The sequence below is a fragment of the Mucilaginibacter sp. 22184 genome (assembly GCF_052045695.1).
GTDB lineage: Bacteria > Bacteroidota > Bacteroidia > Sphingobacteriales > Sphingobacteriaceae > Mucilaginibacter.
The window spans coordinates 226,541-242,183 of record NZ_JBQEPI010000007.1; the positions used below are offsets into that span (position 1 = coordinate 226,541).

The following is a 15,643-nucleotide window of genomic DNA, read 5'->3' on the forward strand; positions in this document are numbered from 1 at the left end:
TTCGGCAATGCCATTATGAACATTTTTTAAAAAAATCAGGGCTCAAATCATAATTGTAATATCTTTTTACAATTAAATGCAGGCAAACTGTAATCAAACGTGGTCCAAATCAACTATTTTGAGCCATTGACCCATTCAAATGACAATATTTTAATACAAGAAAGTTTATTTGCTAATTGCCAGTATTAGAGTTGTTTATATAATTTCAAATACTATATTTGAAGTCTGTTAATTTAGACTTAATACTGCCGATCAGAAAAAAAACACACACAACGTATGGTTGTAATTTCCGTGATTTTAAATTATGGCACATAATTTTCTTATAGAGAGCATGTTGTTATCAAATAAATGAGTAGGTATTGATTTATATGAGTTTTTCTGAGGATAAGTTTTCTGATGACAGCAGGCTGCATCTTGCTCAAATAATTGATAACATTAATGCAGGTATTTGGGAATATAATATTAATACAAGGGTCATTAAATGGTCGGCAGGTTTTTATAGTATTTTAGGATATGAACCTAATGAAATTGAATGCTCCAATCACATTTTCTTTGATCACCTTTTATATCACCAGGACAAAGCTGTTTTTCTGAACGCTTTAAATGATCTCAATACTAATCCTGCTAAACCTATTCAAATAAGATTACTTACCAAGTCATCAGGGTATCATTGGTTTGAAAGCACTATCAAAAAGCAATATGATAAAAGTGGACAGATCATTTATGGTTCCATTATCAATATTAATCTGTATAAACAAGCTGAACTGAAGGCCGCGCGCAATGATCAGCATTACGACGATACTATTAAGATAGCTAAATTAGGTAGTTGGGAAATTGATGCTGCTACCCTTAATTTAACTTTATCCAAGCAGATATACGATATTTTTGAGCTGCAAACCGAAATAAAACTCAGCATTGAAGAAGCGGTAAGCTTTTTTGAACCGCCCTATCGCCCTGTTGTCCAAAACGCCATTAATAACGCGCTGGAATTTTGCCAACCCTATGACCTGGAACTGTTATTCAGAACAGCTAAAAACCACGTGATATGGGTACGGGCCAAAGGTGTGCCTATTATTAATGAATATGGCAAATGCGTTACAATAAGGGGTATTTTACAGGATATCGACAGCAATAAACGTAAAGGACTGAGTCTGGAATCATCCCTCAATTTGCTGACTGATCAAAACAGGCGCCTGCAAAATTTTGCTTATATCGTATCACATAATCTGCGTTCGCATACGGGTAATCTGCAATTCATGGTAAATCTGTATGAAGAAACAGAATTGGCAGAGGATCGTACGGAGATCTTCGCGCATATTAAATCGATCAGCGGTAGTTTAAACGCTACTATCGAACACCTGAACGAAATTGTTAAGATACAGACCGAAATTACCAATGAGCGGAGTATAATTAACTTTGAGGCTATTTTTAACAACATTCAATCGGCTATAAAAAATAATATAGAAGCGTTTAATGCCCGCATAGAATATGATTTTAGCCAGTGTCCACAAATAAGCTATATACCGGCTTATATGGAGAGTATTTTACAAAATCTGCTTACAAACGCGCTAAAATACAGTCATCCGGACAGGCAGCCCCATATCAAGTGCCATACATTAAAAGAGCGAAACCACATTTACCTGATATTTGAAGATAATGGCATAGGAATAGATCTTGACAGGTATGGTGATAAGGTTTTTGGAATGTACAAAACATTTCATCAAAATCCAGATGCCAAAGGTATAGGCTTATTTATTACCCGTAACCAGGTTGAGGCACTTGGCGGTAGCATCAAAATTGAAAGTACGGTAAATATTGGCACTAAATTTACCATTAAACTGGTATAATTTAAACTGATAAATGATCATAGCCCGTCCTCCTGTTAGTGCCTGTATTATTGATAATAACGAAATTTACGTTTACGGATTTAAAAAGCTACTTAGTATAAAAGAACTGAACGCTCAGGTTACTAATTTTAGCAATGGTAATGAAGCTATTACCTATTTAAGAGATCCCAATAACGCCGGTGATTTACCGGATATCATATTTCTGGACATTGTTATGCCGGTAATGGACGGGTGGGAATTTATGAAAGAATTTGAGGAAATAAAATCACAACTGGGGAAAAAAATCTCCGTTTACATGCTTAGCTCTTCTATTGACTCGCATGATATTGACCGTGCGAGAAATATCGCTTCAATTTCCGATTATATCTACAAACCGGTGGATATTCAGCAACTTCAAAAGATCTTCAAAGATTTGCCAGGATTAGCAAGACAGTAGAAGAATTTAGTACAGGTACTTTAATATGGTACCTGTACTCATTGCTATACTATTCAATATAACTTTCCAGTATTTTAAAGCCACCGGTTGTTTCCAGCTCAACCTGGTCAATGTTTTTAGGTAGCAGGATGCATTCACCCATTTTTACAGTGTATGCCTCTTCATTGTACTTGATAGTATAATCCCCCTCCACACACACATGGATCACAAATGAATCCAATGCTGAGTAATCTTTAGAAGTACCATGTGTAAAATCAAGCAGGTTGGTTGTAAAGTACGGGCAAGTAACCAGTTTTACCGTTTCGTCTTTTTTAGGCTGATATTTGGTTTTATACTCTGGGTAATGTTTATAGTCGATAGCGGCCAGGGCTTCTTCAGTATGCAGTTCGCGCTTGTTGCCTTTATCATCAACCCGGTCAAAATCATATATACGGTAAGTGATATCAGATGTTTGCTGAATTTCGGCGATTAGCAAACCTTTACCAATGGTATGTACCCTGCCTGCCGGTAAAAAGAACACATCGCCCGCTGTAACATCTTCTTTATTCAAAATATCGGTAAGATGCCCGCTATTAAATTTATCAAGATAAATTTGCTCAGTAAGTTCCTGATTAAAACCCGCTATCAGTGTTGAACCCGGGTCGGCTTCAATTACATACCACATTTCGGTTTTTCCAAATGAATTGTGGCGCTTTTTGGCCAGTTCATCATTCGGGTGCACCTGGATAGACAGATCTTCATTGGCATCGATAAATTTTACCAGCAAAGGGAATATATTACCAAAATGCGCGTAAACTTTTTCACCTACCAATTCGCCCTGATATTTCTCCAGCAGATCGGCAAGCGACTCACCTGCGAGCGCACCATCAGCAACTACAGATACATCAGATTTTACACCCGATATTTCCCAGGTTTCGCCACAGTTTGGTAACGAACCAAAATCTTTATGTAAATAGGTTTTGATCTTTTGACCACCCCATATCTTGTCTTTATAAATAGTTTTAAATTTTAACGGATATAATGCTGACATCGGTTTTGTTTTTATATCGCTAAGTTAGTAGTTAAAAAAGAAACAGGTAAACCGATTCAGCTTTTTTTACTAAAAACTTATAGGCACAAAAAAACCCGCTAGTAAAGAGCGGGTTTTCCTATAGTTTTAACTATTGCTTATTTACCTAATTTAACTTTCAGGTTTTCGTCAATTGCAGCTAAAAATTCTTCGGTGTAAAGGTAATCTGTACCATGTTCAACCTTTGGCTTAATGGTGATGGCCAAATCCTTGGTCATTTTGCCGCTTTCAACAGTTTCGATACAAACCTGCTCTAAAGTTTTGCAGAAGTTTACCAATTCCTGGTTGTTATCCAACAAACCACGGAATTCCAAACCTCTTGTCCATGCGAAGATAGAAGCGATAGGATTTGTTGAAGTTGGTTTACCAGCCTGGTGCTCGCGGTAGTGACGGGTTACTGTACCATGCGCAGCTTCGGCTTCCATAACGGTACCATCTGGTGTAACCAGGGTAGAGGTCATTAAACCTAATGAACCAAAACCTTGCGCTACGGTATCTGATTGTACGTCGCCGTCATAGTTTTTACAAGCCCATACAAAGTTACCGTTCCACTTTAAAGCAGATGCAACCATATCATCAATTAAACGGTGCTCATAAGTGATACCGGCATCAGCAAATTTTTGTTTGTAATCCTGCTGATAAATCGCTTCAAAAATATCTTTAAAACGACCATCGTATTTTTTCAGGATGGTGTTTTTGGTTGATAAATATAAAGGCCAGCCTTTCATTAATGCCTGGTTAAAGCAGGCGTGTGCAAATCCTTTGATAGATTCATCCGTGTTATACATAGTTAAGGCTACACCATCGCCCTTAAAATTATACACTTCGTATGATTGCTCTGCACCACCATCTTCGGGAGTAAAAGTTACGGTTAGTTTACCTTTTCCTTTAGTAACAAAATCGGTAGCACGGTACTGATCGCCGAATGCATGACGGCCAATACATATAGGGGCGGTCCAGTTAGGAACCAGGCGCGGTACGTTGGACATTACAATGGGTTCACGGAAAACGGTACCATCCAAAATGTTACGGATAGTTCCGTTTGGCGATTTCCACATTTGTTTTAAACCAAACTCTTCTACACGGGCTTCATCAGGTGTAATAGTGGCACATTTAATACCTACGCCATATTTTAGAATAGCATTTGCGGCATCAACAGTAACCTGATCATTAGTTTCATCACGATACTCGATACCCAGATCATAATATTTGATATCAAGATCAAGATAAGGAATTATCAACCTGTCTTTGATAAATTTCCAGATAATTCGGGTCATTTCATCTCCATCCAGTTCAACTACCGGATTTTCTACTTTAATTTTTGACATACCTGATGTTGTTGTTTTTTATTTTAATGGCTTCAAATATATTAAATAGACTTTACCATTTCCATTAATAGCAAATGAAATTTATTGATTTAGTTTTGACTAACTGTTTATTATGGCAAGTTTATTGTGTTTGCAGGCACAGATACTATTTTGATGAAACTCAACGTTGGTAATTAAAACAGATTGCCAATTAATAGCCCCCTAATGTCTATTTATGACAAAACTGATATTAAGAACAGCCCTCACGTTTATTTTATGTACAGCCGCATTTTTAGCAAAAGCCCAATTAGGTTACGACTATGCACAATATGATGTTGGCGCCGCGGTCGGTCTCAATTATCCTATCAGTACAGATGTAACCAAGGCTTTAAAATACACGCCATCTGCCCAGTTTAATTTTACATATAACCATGGCCCATTTGTGAACTATGTTGTCGAAGGCCAATTTGGTAAGCTTAAAGCCGGTGACCCCAGTCTGGGCTATGGCCGTACATTTGAAAATCATTTCTGGGCCTTTGGCTTAAGGGTGCAGCTGCAGGCCGGAGAGGTGATAGATTATTCACAGAGTCAGGTAGCCAATGCGTTTAAAGGCCTTTACATTTCAACAGGTATTGGGTATCTGGTGAACCATGTAAAAAGGGGAGGAGATAACACATTGCCGGCAGGTGTTCAAGCTCCGGGTGATAATAACAGTCAGATACCTTATATACCCATAAGGCTGGGCTACGAGATAAAGTTGTTTAACCAGTACAATGAACCCAGCATCAAAATAGACCTGGGTTATCAATACAACAAGGTATTAGATGATAACCTTGACGGATACAAGACCGGCCGCTATAAAGACGCGTTTACACAGTTAAGCCTGGGCATAAAAGTGGCCATAGGCCGTGTTATATCGTACCGCAAACAGATATATTATTAATTGCTCTTTTTGAATTTTGGCAAGGTTTTTTGGTATATTTAATCAAAGCAAAAAACGATGAACAATCAAAATATAAACCCCGGATTTGATGATGATTATGAAGACGATGACGCTTTAAATGATAATAGCGCCGATCGGGACAGAACATTAAAGGATGAATTAGGCGAAACCATCGACACGGAAAACCTTAATTACAACCCTGATGATAATAGCTTTGAATATGATGTAAAAAGCAACGATCCGGATTATGATCATCCTGACCCGTACAAAACCTCGGTTAAAAATGGTAACGATATGAATTCCACTTATGACGAGGCCAACCCCTATGACGATACCGATGACGAATATGCCGGAAAAAGATCATTGGAAACAGATGTTGACGATCTTGGCATGCACATTGACGAGGGCGATATTGTAGAGGTAGACCCTGCAGATTCTGCATTAGCACACACTCCGGAAGATGACCGTGACGATCTGGATGAAGAAGGTTATCCTAAAAATGATTCGGAATTTTTAAAATAAGTTTTGGGCTGTGAGTGATGAGTTGTGAGTTTTCTTACTATTCTTCACTCACAACTCACTAATCTCCTAATCAAAATCAAGATTAAAGCGGTTGCGGAGGTCCACGAGCTGCGGATTACGGGCAGCCAGGTACTGAAATTTTTCTATCGCTGTATATGGTTTTCTTACCACCTCTTGTTCATCTACACGTGCATTTACTTCAATGGTAAAGTTTTTTAAGCGGCCCCGCAGATAATTATGCAAAGCGGGCCTTTCTTCTTTAAATAAATTTTCCTGCAATTTGGTACCCACTACTATCTCAAACTCATAAGGCTTAAGCATTCGCGGGGCATTGGCTATAAATATGGTTACCAGGTTTTTTTTACCATCGGTTTTGATCTTGGCGGCAAAATCGCTCCAGCATTGTAAAAAGTTATCCATGGTAAAATCCTCCCGGTCATCACCTTTCAAATAAGGGTCTTCCTCATCGGCTTCTTCTTCAGGCGTTTTGCCGGTATCGGTAAGCGAGGGTATTTTTATGGATAACGAACCCAGGCTTGGCGAGGGTATAAATATTTTTGGCTTCTCGGCAGACGGTTGTTCTTTTAATTCTGCTACCTGTTTATTTTCAACGGTTTGTGGTTTTGTGGTATTATAAGATAGCGGTGTATCACTCAATACCGGCGATTCGTTAACTATTTTGTTAGCTTGTACCGGTGTTGTTACTGCTGAGGTATCAGGTTTTTTTTTTAATGACCCGTCTGCGGCGGATGTTGCTGTAAGCGGCGAAGCTACCATATTAAATGCCGAAGATAAGTGGCACATCTTAAGCAATGCGAGCTCAACCTGGAGCCTTTGATTTTTACTCAGCTTATAATTGATATCGCATTGGTTGGCAATATTCATAGCCGAAAGCAGGAACGATACCGGACTACTTTGCGATTGCTGCAGGTATTTGTTTTTGATACCCTCGCTTACCTCAAGTAACTTTAAAGTTGATTGATCTTTAGTCACCAGCAAATTCCGGAAATGCTCGCACAGACCGGCTATAAAGTGAGCTCCATCAAAGCCCCGTGATAATATCTCGTCAAAAAACAACAGCGCTTTGCCTGTATCTTCCTGTAACAGGCTATCGGTGATGTTGAAATAGTAATCGTAATCAAGTATGTTCAGGTTGTCAATTACCGAACGATAAGTCACCTTGCCACCAGAAAAACTAACGATCTGATCAAACATAGACAAGGCGTCACGTAAACCGCCATCCGCTTTTTGCGCTATAATATGTAAGCCATCGGGTTCATAGCTGATATTTTCTTTACCGGCAATAGAGGCCAGGTGCGCAGCCATATCCTCTACCCGGATACGGTTAAAATCAAATATCTGGCAGCGCGAAAGTATAGTAGGCAGTATTTTATGTTTCTCGGTAGTGGCCAGTATAAATATGGCGTAATGAGGCGGTTCTTCGAGCGTTTTCAGAAAGGCGTTAAAAGCCGCCTGCGACAACATGTGCACCTCATCAATGATATAGACTTTGTAACGTGCGGCCTGTGGTGGTATCCGTACCTGGTCAATAAGGCTCCTGATATCATCAACCGAGTTGTTTGAAGCGGCATCCAGCTCATGAACGTTAAAGGAGTTGCCATTCTCAAATGCCTTGCATGAAGCACACTCGCCGCAAGCTTCGCCGTTAGGGAGTAAATTGGTACAGTTGATAGTTTTAGCCAGGATACGCGCGCAGGTAGTTTTACCCACACCACGCGGCCCGCAGAATAAAAATGCCTGCGCCAGCTGATTATTTCTAATAGCGTTTTTAAGCGTGTTGGTTATATGTTGCTGACCAACAACAGTTTCAAAAGTAGCCGGGCGGTATTTACGGGCCGAAACAATAAAATTATCCACAGCTACGAAGTTAGCAAGAAAATGCCTGAAGTTAAAGTGCCGATGGAATGATTATGTAATTAAACTATTCCGGCTTATTCATCATCGTCATCGGGCTGAGGGTAATCATCCTCCGGATCGGGTTCACCCAGATCATCATCTACCTGAATTTCATGCAGATCGTCTAATTGATTATCCAAATCATCATCCTCATCGTTCCAATCGCTTTCAAACTCGTCGTCTTCACCGGGTACTACCATCACCATGTTGTTGTTATAGGCCGGTATTGCTGCATCTTGATATTCAAGGTCTATAAATTCCATAAAAAATGATTTACATGTTAACTACGGCTATAAAGATAAACTTCATAAGTTAAGTTTAATGGTCATTATTTATAAAATATCAATACTTAAAATTTCTTTTACTTTATAATAACCTTTAGCCTGTGGCAGATATACCTCTATCTCCTGCCACTTGATGTTTGCTTTTTTTCCGGCGTATTTAGCAACTCCATTCATGAAGTTTTCTGACCCCGGAAACTGACGAAGCCAGATAAAAGATTTTTCATTGCCGGTATTATCAGTTAAAACTATATAATTAAACCCTTTGTTATCTATTCGTTTTAATGCTCCGGTAGTTGTTTGCTCCGGCGTGGCTTCATTCCCATCCTTTTGTCCCATAATCACCGCCAATTTTACAAATGACGAGCAATTGCGTTTGATTAAATTTTTGCCTATTTCTGTACCTATCCGGTTCATAGCCTCATCATCGGTAAATTCCGCGTTTTGTTCCTTAGCCACATCGGCCAAAAGATCCACATGGGCCGTAAAGCATTGCATAAAAACATCGTTTGCTTCTTTGGCCGTTTTTATCTTTGAGATATCAATTTTAGACATACAAGTACAGATCGAATCAAGCAGTTTTTGCTGTGCCGGCCCTGGTTCTGTTTGGGCGTTAGCAGTGCCACAACCAAGTATAAAAACCGTGATAATAAGGCTTAGGTATTTTTTCATGTTGAATTTTTCATCAAATATATATTTTGATCTTTATTTTATGCTTAAACAATTTAACTACGATATCTAAAAACATTTGATAAATACAGATAATCTTTCTACATTTGCAGCCCCGTTATAGCGGGTAATTAATTAAAAATCAAAGTATAATAATGCAACAGTACGAAATCGTGATCGTTCTAACCCCGTTGTTATCAGAAGAGGTTGCTAAAGAGGCTAATGCCAAATTTAGCAAGATCTTAACTGATGGCGGAGCCGAAATTGTCCAGGAGGATAATTGGGGTTTGAGAAAATTAGCGTACCCTATCCAGAAAAAAACTACAGGGTACTATCACTTAACTGAATTTAAGGCTCCAGGTGAATTAATTAATAAATTGGAGGTTGAGTTAAGGCGCGATGAGCGTGTTTTGCGTTTCCTGACCATTGCTTTGGACAAACATGCCATTGCTTACAATGACAAAAAACGCAGCGGTGCTTTCAACAAAAAACCAGCAGCTAAAGTGGAGGACGCAAACTAATGGCTAACGAACAAATTAAATACGTTACCGCTCCAAAAGTGGAGGATAACCGTAAAAAATACTGCCGTTTCAAAAAGAATGGCATTAAGTATATCGACTACAAAGACGCAAACTTTTTATTAAAGTTCATTAACGATCAGGGTAAAGTATTACCACGTCGTTTAACTGGTACTTCATTAAAATTCCAGCGTAAAGTAGCTCAGGCTGTTAAACGTGCCCGTCATATCGGTTTGTTACCTTATGTTACAGACTCATTAAAATAATAGGAGATTTAAAGAAATGGAAGTTATTTTAAAACAAGATGTAAAAAACCTGGGTGACAAAGACGATATCGTAAATGTAAAACCAGGTTATGGCCGTAACTATCTTTTACCAAAAGGATATGCCATATTAGCTACCGAAAGCGCCCGTAAAGTTTTAGCTGAAAACTTGAAACAAGCTCAGTTTAAACAAGAAAAAATCCGCAAGGATGCCGATGCTGTAGCTGCCAAATTAGAAGGTGTAAAACTGACCATCGGTGCTAAAGCTGGTGAAACCGGTAAAATTTTCGGTGCTATCAACACTATTCAAGTTGCTGATGCATTGAAAAAAGAAGGTTTTGAGGTTGACCGTCGTCGCATTACCTTTGATCAGGAACCAAAATTTGTTGGTGATTATGTTGCTAACATTAACCTGCACAAAGAAGTAAAAGTACAAGTACCTTTCTCTGTAGTAGCAGAGTAATTTATATTTCGGAATTCGGAGTTTTTATTTCGGGTTTTGAACTTAATTGTAGAATTTTAGAGGGTGTTTTGCCAAGGCAAAGCACCCTCTCTGTTTTATAGAATTTATTATCAATAGTGAAACGCACCTCAGCCTCATCGTCGAAAAAAAGCGCGAAATCAAAGTCGTGGTTTTCAAAACTCAGGAACAATGGAATTGCCAGGCTTCTGTTTAGAATTATTAAGCTTGCCTTTTTGTTATTTATAGGATTAAGCTTATTGGGTGTGCTTTTATACCGCTTTGTAAACCCACCTTTTACCTGGCTTATGATTGAGCGCGGTTTTCAGCGTAAGGCTGCTGGTAAGGATTGGAAAATTGATAAACAATGGAAGGATTTTGACGATATATCCGACAATATGAAACGCGCAGCCGTAGCCGCCGAAGATCAAACTTTCCTGGAGCATCATGGTTTTGATTTCCGTGCCATTGAAAAGGCTATTGAAAAAAACGCGCACAGCAAAAAACTCATTGGTGGCAGCACCATATCGCAACAGGTGGCCAAGAATGTTTTTCTATGGGATGGCCGTTCATTACTACGTAAAGGATTTGAAGCTTACTTCACGGTGTTGATCGAAACTTTCTGGAGTAAAAAACGCATCATGGAAGTTTATCTCAATGAGATTGAAATGGGTGATGGCATCTATGGCATCGAAGCAGCCTCGCAGGCTTATTTTCATAAATCAGCCGCCGATTTAACCAAACATGAAGCAGCTGCTATAGCGGTGATATTCCCGAGTCCCCTCAGGTGGTCGGCCACCAATCCTACCCGTTATTTGAGGCACCGGCAATACCTCATCATGAAAAATATGCGCAGATTGGGCCCGCTGGATTTTTAAGTCCCTACCCCCCTAAAGGGGGAATAATAATTGGTAAGTTTAGGTTCAGCCCTCTAAGATACAAGCATCCTCAAGATCCATTCATAAGCCCCTGAGTGGGTTTACATGTAAACCCGCTTTTTTACAATAAATTAAATATAACTTATTATATATCAACAATATATATCAATGTAAACCGTAAAAAGTGTAAACCATGTAAACCCACTTTTTAGCCTATTTATATTTCCAATTTCTTGATTTACCTTCGCTCATCCACTCGGCAGCGGTTTCCATTCTTTTTTGGCGCGTAGCTTCTGTTTTGGCTTCCGTGATCCATTCTACGTATTCCTTTTTGTTGGAGTAACTAAAATCATGAAACACTTGCACAGCCTTAGGATAGGCCGCCAAAAACTCCATAAAATAATCAGGGATTACCAATTCTGCTTTCTCGGCAGGGCTCTTTTTGGGATTAGCCTTTTTGATGCCTTTTTCATTTAGCTCGATGCCCTGCAATACATAGGAAACTAATATTTCCTTTGACGGAAGATCTTCAATGGTGGTAACACGTCCAAAACTGCCTGCCGCGGCATCACCCGTATGGTTTGCGTCGCCACTCATCAGCGACCATCGCCAGAAACCAAAGGCGCAATGCTGTTTAAAGGCAGCCATTTGACATACCGGCCCTTTACAATCAAAAAATGGCATTCCCCACTTTATGGTTTCGGTAATCAGCGGGGATGCTTCATGAACCACCTCCCGGATGTATTCCAAAATCGGTTTTGCAAAATCGGCCGATTTTGCGATGTAAAGATCTACCCGGTTATCATACTGTTCCATAAATAAATTTATAGAAACACCCTCACTTTTACAAGCGCCTTTTAACTTATCAGGTCCCTGAACAATTGTATATGCCAGCTATTTTTAAATGGCACTTCCCATTTACTTTCCAGTTCACTTACATTTTGCACCATGTTATTGTAAACAATGGTTTCGGTATTTATCTTTCCTTGTTTCAAAAGATCCTCAAAAGCATGACGGGGTAATGAAAGCACTTCACTACCTTCGCGATATGCCAGATTGAACCTGTCGAACAGGTTGATGTGATACTGCTGTTCCAGGTGCTTCATAAAATGAACCGATTTATCTATCGAACATCCACTGGCACCTGCCTGGCTTTCATCAACTATTAAAATCAAAAAGCGGTTATACCTGATCTCGGCACCTGCTTTTAATTGGTTATTGTGGGCCGTCCAACCAGTGGTAAAGTCATCCAATTCCTCCTGTATCTGTTCCACTTCCGGATCAGTTAATTTCCTATCAGATTGATATATCCAAACTCTTGAGTGTTGAGAAAATTCCATTTACAAAAATATCAATTTATTAACTTCGGGTTACATTTTGTTGTCATGAAAAAATCACTTCAGCCGCAAACAAAAAAGATTTTAGTATTTACCCTCATTTTATTGGCCGGATGGCTAAATTATAGCTTCAGGCCACAAACAGACGACCAGGAATGGCTCAGCTGGAGTAATAAATGCCTCACAGAGTCATACAATCCTGCCCCCGATGTTAAATTAAAAAAGTGGGAACTAACCCTGACCAACGATTATTTTTTGCGCCTCAGAAAAACTTATCAACATGGCCGGCAGGAATATTTTTCCTTTAATTTACACCGTTTAAACCAGGTACAATACCAGGGTGATGATAAAGCCGGTACGCTGGAATTAAGTACCAATGCCGATGACATTATTGTACAAACCTATGAGGATCCAAAGGGCGATATAGACTCTATGTCGACGGTACTGGAGTTGCCCGTCAGGAACATGAATGCCGCCCGGTTGGATAGTTTAAAAAACGCATTAAGCTACTTTAAGGCAAAGGCTTTATAAGCCATTTGCCCGGGCAGTTATCTCGGCAATATCCAATACTTGTATCTCTTGCTCCTTATCATGATGTTTTACACCATCGGAGAGCATTGTCATACAAAACGGGCAAGCTGCAGCCACAACCTGAGATTTCGCTTCCAGGATGTCGGTCATGCGTTCCATATTGATCTCTTTTTTGCCGGGCTCGGGTTCCTTGAACATTTGACCACCACCGGCACCGCAGCATAAGCCATTTGATTTGCAGCGTTTCAACTCTACCAGTTCGGTATCCAAAATTTCAAGGGCCGCGCGCGGTGCCTCATAAACATTATTACCCCGACCCAAATAGCAGGGATCATGAAAGCTGATGCGTTTGCCTTTGAAACTCTCACCGCCTTCTGCCCGCAGTTTTCCTTCATCGATCAATTGCTGTATCAGTTGTGAATGGTGGATCACCTCGTAATTGCCCCCTAAGCCTGGATACTCATTTTTGATGGTATTGAAACAGTGCGGGCAGCCGGTTACTATTTTTTTGATGTTGTAGCCATCAAGTACCTGTATATTGGTCATGGCCAGCATCTGGAACAAAAATTCATTACCGGCACGCTTGGCCGGATCGCCGGTGCAGCTTTCCTCGGTACCTAAAACGGCATATTTAATCCCTACGTGTTGGAGTATTTTACAAATATCACGGGTTATCTTCTGCGCTCTTTCGTCAAAACTACCGGCACAGCCAACCCAAAACAATATTTCGGGCTCTTGTCCTTGTGCGGCCATATCGGCCATGGTAGGTATTTTTTGATCCATTATTTATGATTTTCCTCAGTTAATCAAGTGACTCACTGATCTCTGTTATAAATTCGTTTATACTACTATAATTTTTAAAGCTAATTGCCGAGTTAATGGCATTCAATTGTTCCAAAACATCAACTGCCAAATCTAAAGCAGTACTTTCTTTTCCAAACATGTTAGCATCCCAGTTAATGCCGGCTAAAACTTCGTTATCAGCCATCTCGATGCACCAGCTTTCTAAAAATTCTGCTAAAGGAATTTCGACCGGTAAATAGCCCTTCCAATCATCCCGGGCACATGCCTTGGCATAAGCTCTGTCTGACCAGAATGGAATTACATCTACATCTTCGCTGTCATTAGAATGAGAGTTGGCCCAGCCATTTTTGCTCTTTAGCGCCCACACCGATTTTGATGCCGCGGTTTTTTCGATAAACAGCTTATATTTTGATTCGATGGTTGCAATATCTTGTAACATATGATCAGGTATTATAAAGCCGCTGGCTTAATTATTTTCGGCCCAATTAAAGCGGTCGGCCTGGCTGTATTTCCAGGGGGCGCCATTATTTTCAACGTTGCCAAACATATTGTTAAGGCTGGCAGGCGCCTGCGATTCCTCCATTACAATATAACGGCGCATTTCGGTAATAATCTCTAACGGATTAATATTCACCGGGCAGGCTTCGGCACAGGCATTACAGGTAGTACAAGCCCAAAGCTCTTCACGGGTAATGTAGTTATCTAATAAAGCTTTACCGTCATCGTGGTCTTTCCCATGCTTATCCAGGTTATTACCTACTTCGGTAATTCTGTCGCGGGTATCCATCATAATTTTTCGGGGTGATAAAAGCTTGCCCGTGATATTAGCCGGGCATACCGAAGTACACCTGCCACATTCTGTGCAAGTATAAGCCTCCATCAGGTTTTTCCAGCTCAGATCGGTAACATCTTTAGCACCGAAACGTGCCGGCTCACCTGTATTCTCCGGAACAAAAGATGGGTCAAGCATAGCCTTTACCTCGTTGGTAACCGATGCCATATTGGTAAACTTGCCTTTGTTGTTCAGGTTAGAGTAATAAGTATTGGGGAAAGCAAGCAGGATATGGAAATGCTTGGAATAGGGTAAATAATTCAAAAATGCCAATATCCCTATAATATGAAACCACCAACATACACGCTCTACAATAATCAGGGCGCTGGCATTGTCAGGCAATAACGGAGCTATTAGCGAACTTACCGGAAAACTGCCAGCTGTAACATAACGACTAAAATGTAATATCTGTAATTTGTAATCGGCCGCGTTCATCGTTAAAAAGGCGCTCATTAACAAGATTTCTGTAATGAGGATATAATTGGCGTCAGACCGGGGCCACTTGGTCATTTCGGTGCCTGTGAAGCGCTTTAAATGAACAATATTACGCCTGCAAAGGAAAACAACACACGCAGTAAATACCAATACTGCTAACACCTCAAAGCTCCCGATTAAAAACCCATACAAACTGCCTAATGGGTGTGAAAATATTCTATGCGAACCGAATACCCCATCTATCATGATCTCCAATACTTCCAGGTTAATGATCACAAAACCGATATAGATAAAAAAATGCATCACGGCAGCCACCGGGCGTTTTACCATTTTGGTTTGCCCAAGAGCTATTTTTGCCATTACTTTCCAGCGTTCGGCAGGCCTGTCAGATCGGTCAGTATCCTTTCCCAGCAATATATTGCGCCTTATTTTGGCTGCGTTTTTAGCAAACAGGTAAATGGCGGCTCCTAAGATGATAATAAATATAGCTTGTGCAATCATTATGCGTGCATAGTATTTTATTCAAAGTTAATTGAATTGTTGAAAGAGAAAAATGTTTTAGGATTGAAAAATATCTTTAAAGCTAAGTAACTG

Annotated in this window: 19 protein-coding genes; 9 read left to right on the forward strand and 10 right to left on the reverse strand. The window is 39.9% G+C overall.

What is annotated here, in order from left to right:
* The first annotated feature begins 368 nt into the window (after nt 1-368).
* Both ACTJKG_RS16945 and ACTJKG_RS16950 read left to right on the forward strand, forming a co-directional pair.
* Nucleotides 369-1,847 (forward strand): PAS domain-containing sensor histidine kinase, encoded by a 1,479-nt coding sequence (locus tag ACTJKG_RS16945; protein WP_440739884.1) that lies wholly within the window; start codon nt 369-371, stop codon nt 1,845-1,847.
* Nucleotides 1,848-1,860: 13 nt separating this feature from the next.
* Entirely contained in the window at nt 1,861-2,283 is a 423-nt protein-coding gene (locus tag ACTJKG_RS16950) for a response regulator (protein ID WP_172336995.1), read from the forward strand.
* 49 nt (nt 2,284-2,332) lie between these two features.
* On the opposite strand, the gene ACTJKG_RS16955 is transcribed toward ACTJKG_RS16950, so the two are convergent.
* Both ACTJKG_RS16955 and ACTJKG_RS16960 read right to left on the reverse strand, forming a co-directional pair.
* Nucleotides 2,333-3,313, reverse strand: a complete 981-nt coding sequence (locus tag ACTJKG_RS16955; protein ID WP_440739885.1) for a type I phosphomannose isomerase catalytic subunit — start codon at nt 3,311-3,313, stop codon at nt 2,333-2,335.
* Between the two features lie 137 nt (nt 3,314-3,450).
* Nucleotides 3,451-4,680: an NADP-dependent isocitrate dehydrogenase gene (locus tag ACTJKG_RS16960; RefSeq protein ID WP_440739886.1), complete on the reverse strand. Its 1,230-nt coding sequence runs from the start codon at nt 4,678-4,680 to the stop codon at nt 3,451-3,453.
* A 214-nt stretch (nt 4,681-4,894) separates the two neighbouring features.
* On the opposite strand from ACTJKG_RS16960, the gene ACTJKG_RS16965 reads away from it, so the two are divergent.
* Together ACTJKG_RS16965 and ACTJKG_RS16970 are read left to right on the forward strand one after the other, a co-directional pair.
* On the forward strand, nt 4,895-5,602 hold the full coding sequence (locus ACTJKG_RS16965) for a hypothetical protein (protein ID WP_172336998.1): 708 nt from the start codon (nt 4,895-4,897) through the stop codon (nt 5,600-5,602).
* Nucleotides 5,603-5,659: 57 nt separating this feature from the next.
* Nucleotides 5,660-6,124, forward strand: coding sequence for a hypothetical protein (locus ACTJKG_RS16970; protein WP_172336999.1), 465 nt, complete (start codon nt 5,660-5,662; stop codon nt 6,122-6,124).
* A gap of 66 nt (nt 6,125-6,190) precedes the next feature.
* Here ACTJKG_RS16970 and ACTJKG_RS16975 read toward each other — a convergent pair whose 3' ends face one another.
* The 3 genes from ACTJKG_RS16975 to ACTJKG_RS16985 all read right to left on the reverse strand — a co-directional run bounded on the left by ACTJKG_RS16975 (nt 6,191) and on the right by ACTJKG_RS16985 (nt 8,994).
* Entirely contained in the window at nt 6,191-8,002 is a 1,812-nt protein-coding gene (locus tag ACTJKG_RS16975) for a DNA polymerase III subunit gamma/tau (protein ID WP_172337000.1), read from the reverse strand.
* 74 nt (nt 8,003-8,076) lie between these two features.
* Nucleotides 8,077-8,304, reverse strand: a complete 228-nt coding sequence (locus ACTJKG_RS16980) for a hypothetical protein (RefSeq protein WP_172337001.1) — start codon at nt 8,302-8,304, stop codon at nt 8,077-8,079.
* A 69-nt stretch (nt 8,305-8,373) separates the two neighbouring features.
* A complete protein-coding gene (locus ACTJKG_RS16985) occupies nt 8,374-8,994 on the reverse strand; it encodes a hypothetical protein (protein WP_440739887.1) in 621 nt (206 codons plus the stop codon).
* 152 nt (nt 8,995-9,146) lie between these two features.
* Here ACTJKG_RS16985 and rpsF point away from each other — a divergent pair, with 152 nt between their 5' ends.
* The 4 genes from rpsF (at nt 9,147) to mtgA (ending at nt 11,110) form a co-directional block, all read left to right on the forward strand.
* Nucleotides 9,147-9,512 (forward strand): 30S ribosomal protein S6, encoded by a 366-nt coding sequence (gene rpsF, locus ACTJKG_RS16990; protein WP_172337003.1) that lies wholly within the window; start codon nt 9,147-9,149, stop codon nt 9,510-9,512.
* Nucleotides 9,512-9,775, forward strand: a complete 264-nt coding sequence (rpsR, locus tag ACTJKG_RS16995; RefSeq protein WP_022833472.1) for a 30S ribosomal protein S18 — start codon at nt 9,512-9,514, stop codon at nt 9,773-9,775. Before rpsF ends, rpsR begins: the two co-directional genes overlap by 1 nt.
* Before the next feature lie 16 nt (nt 9,776-9,791).
* Nucleotides 9,792-10,235, forward strand: coding sequence for a 50S ribosomal protein L9 (rplI, locus tag ACTJKG_RS17000; RefSeq protein ID WP_172337004.1), 444 nt, complete (start codon nt 9,792-9,794; stop codon nt 10,233-10,235).
* Nucleotides 10,236-10,429: 194 nt separating this feature from the next.
* On the forward strand, nt 10,430-11,110 hold the full coding sequence (gene mtgA, locus ACTJKG_RS17005; RefSeq protein WP_172337135.1) for a monofunctional biosynthetic peptidoglycan transglycosylase: 681 nt from the start codon (nt 10,430-10,432) through the stop codon (nt 11,108-11,110).
* Nucleotides 11,111-11,323: 213 nt separating this feature from the next.
* On the opposite strand, the gene ACTJKG_RS17010 is transcribed toward mtgA, so the two are convergent.
* Both ACTJKG_RS17010 and ACTJKG_RS17015 read right to left on the reverse strand, forming a co-directional pair.
* Nucleotides 11,324-11,926 (reverse strand): YdeI/OmpD-associated family protein, encoded by a 603-nt coding sequence (locus ACTJKG_RS17010; protein WP_440739888.1) that lies wholly within the window; start codon nt 11,924-11,926, stop codon nt 11,324-11,326.
* A gap of 41 nt (nt 11,927-11,967) precedes the next feature.
* A complete protein-coding gene (locus ACTJKG_RS17015) occupies nt 11,968-12,450 on the reverse strand; it encodes an ABC transporter ATPase (protein WP_440739889.1) in 483 nt (160 codons plus the stop codon).
* Nucleotides 12,451-12,495: 45 nt separating this feature from the next.
* On the opposite strand from ACTJKG_RS17015, the gene ACTJKG_RS17020 reads away from it, so the two are divergent.
* On the forward strand, nt 12,496-12,978 hold the full coding sequence (locus ACTJKG_RS17020) for a hypothetical protein (RefSeq protein WP_440739890.1): 483 nt from the start codon (nt 12,496-12,498) through the stop codon (nt 12,976-12,978).
* Here ACTJKG_RS17020 and ACTJKG_RS17025 read toward each other — a convergent pair.
* The 3 genes from ACTJKG_RS17025 to ACTJKG_RS17035 are packed head-to-tail and all read right to left on the reverse strand — an operon-like array spanning nt 12,973 to nt 15,550.
* A complete protein-coding gene (locus tag ACTJKG_RS17025; protein ID WP_172337008.1) occupies nt 12,973-13,761 on the reverse strand; it encodes a (Fe-S)-binding protein in 789 nt (262 codons plus the stop codon). The two genes, ACTJKG_RS17020 and ACTJKG_RS17025, sit on opposite strands and share 6 nt — an antisense overlap.
* 19 nt (nt 13,762-13,780) lie before the next feature.
* Nucleotides 13,781-14,221, reverse strand: coding sequence for a DUF2750 domain-containing protein (locus ACTJKG_RS17030; protein ID WP_440739891.1), 441 nt, complete (start codon nt 14,219-14,221; stop codon nt 13,781-13,783).
* Between the two features lie 27 nt (nt 14,222-14,248).
* The gene (locus tag ACTJKG_RS17035; protein WP_440739892.1) at nt 14,249-15,550 is read right to left on the reverse strand and encodes a 4Fe-4S dicluster domain-containing protein; all 1,302 of its coding nucleotides are present in this window, start codon (nt 15,548-15,550) and stop codon (nt 14,249-14,251) included.
* Between the last annotated feature and the right edge of the window lie 93 nt (nt 15,551-15,643).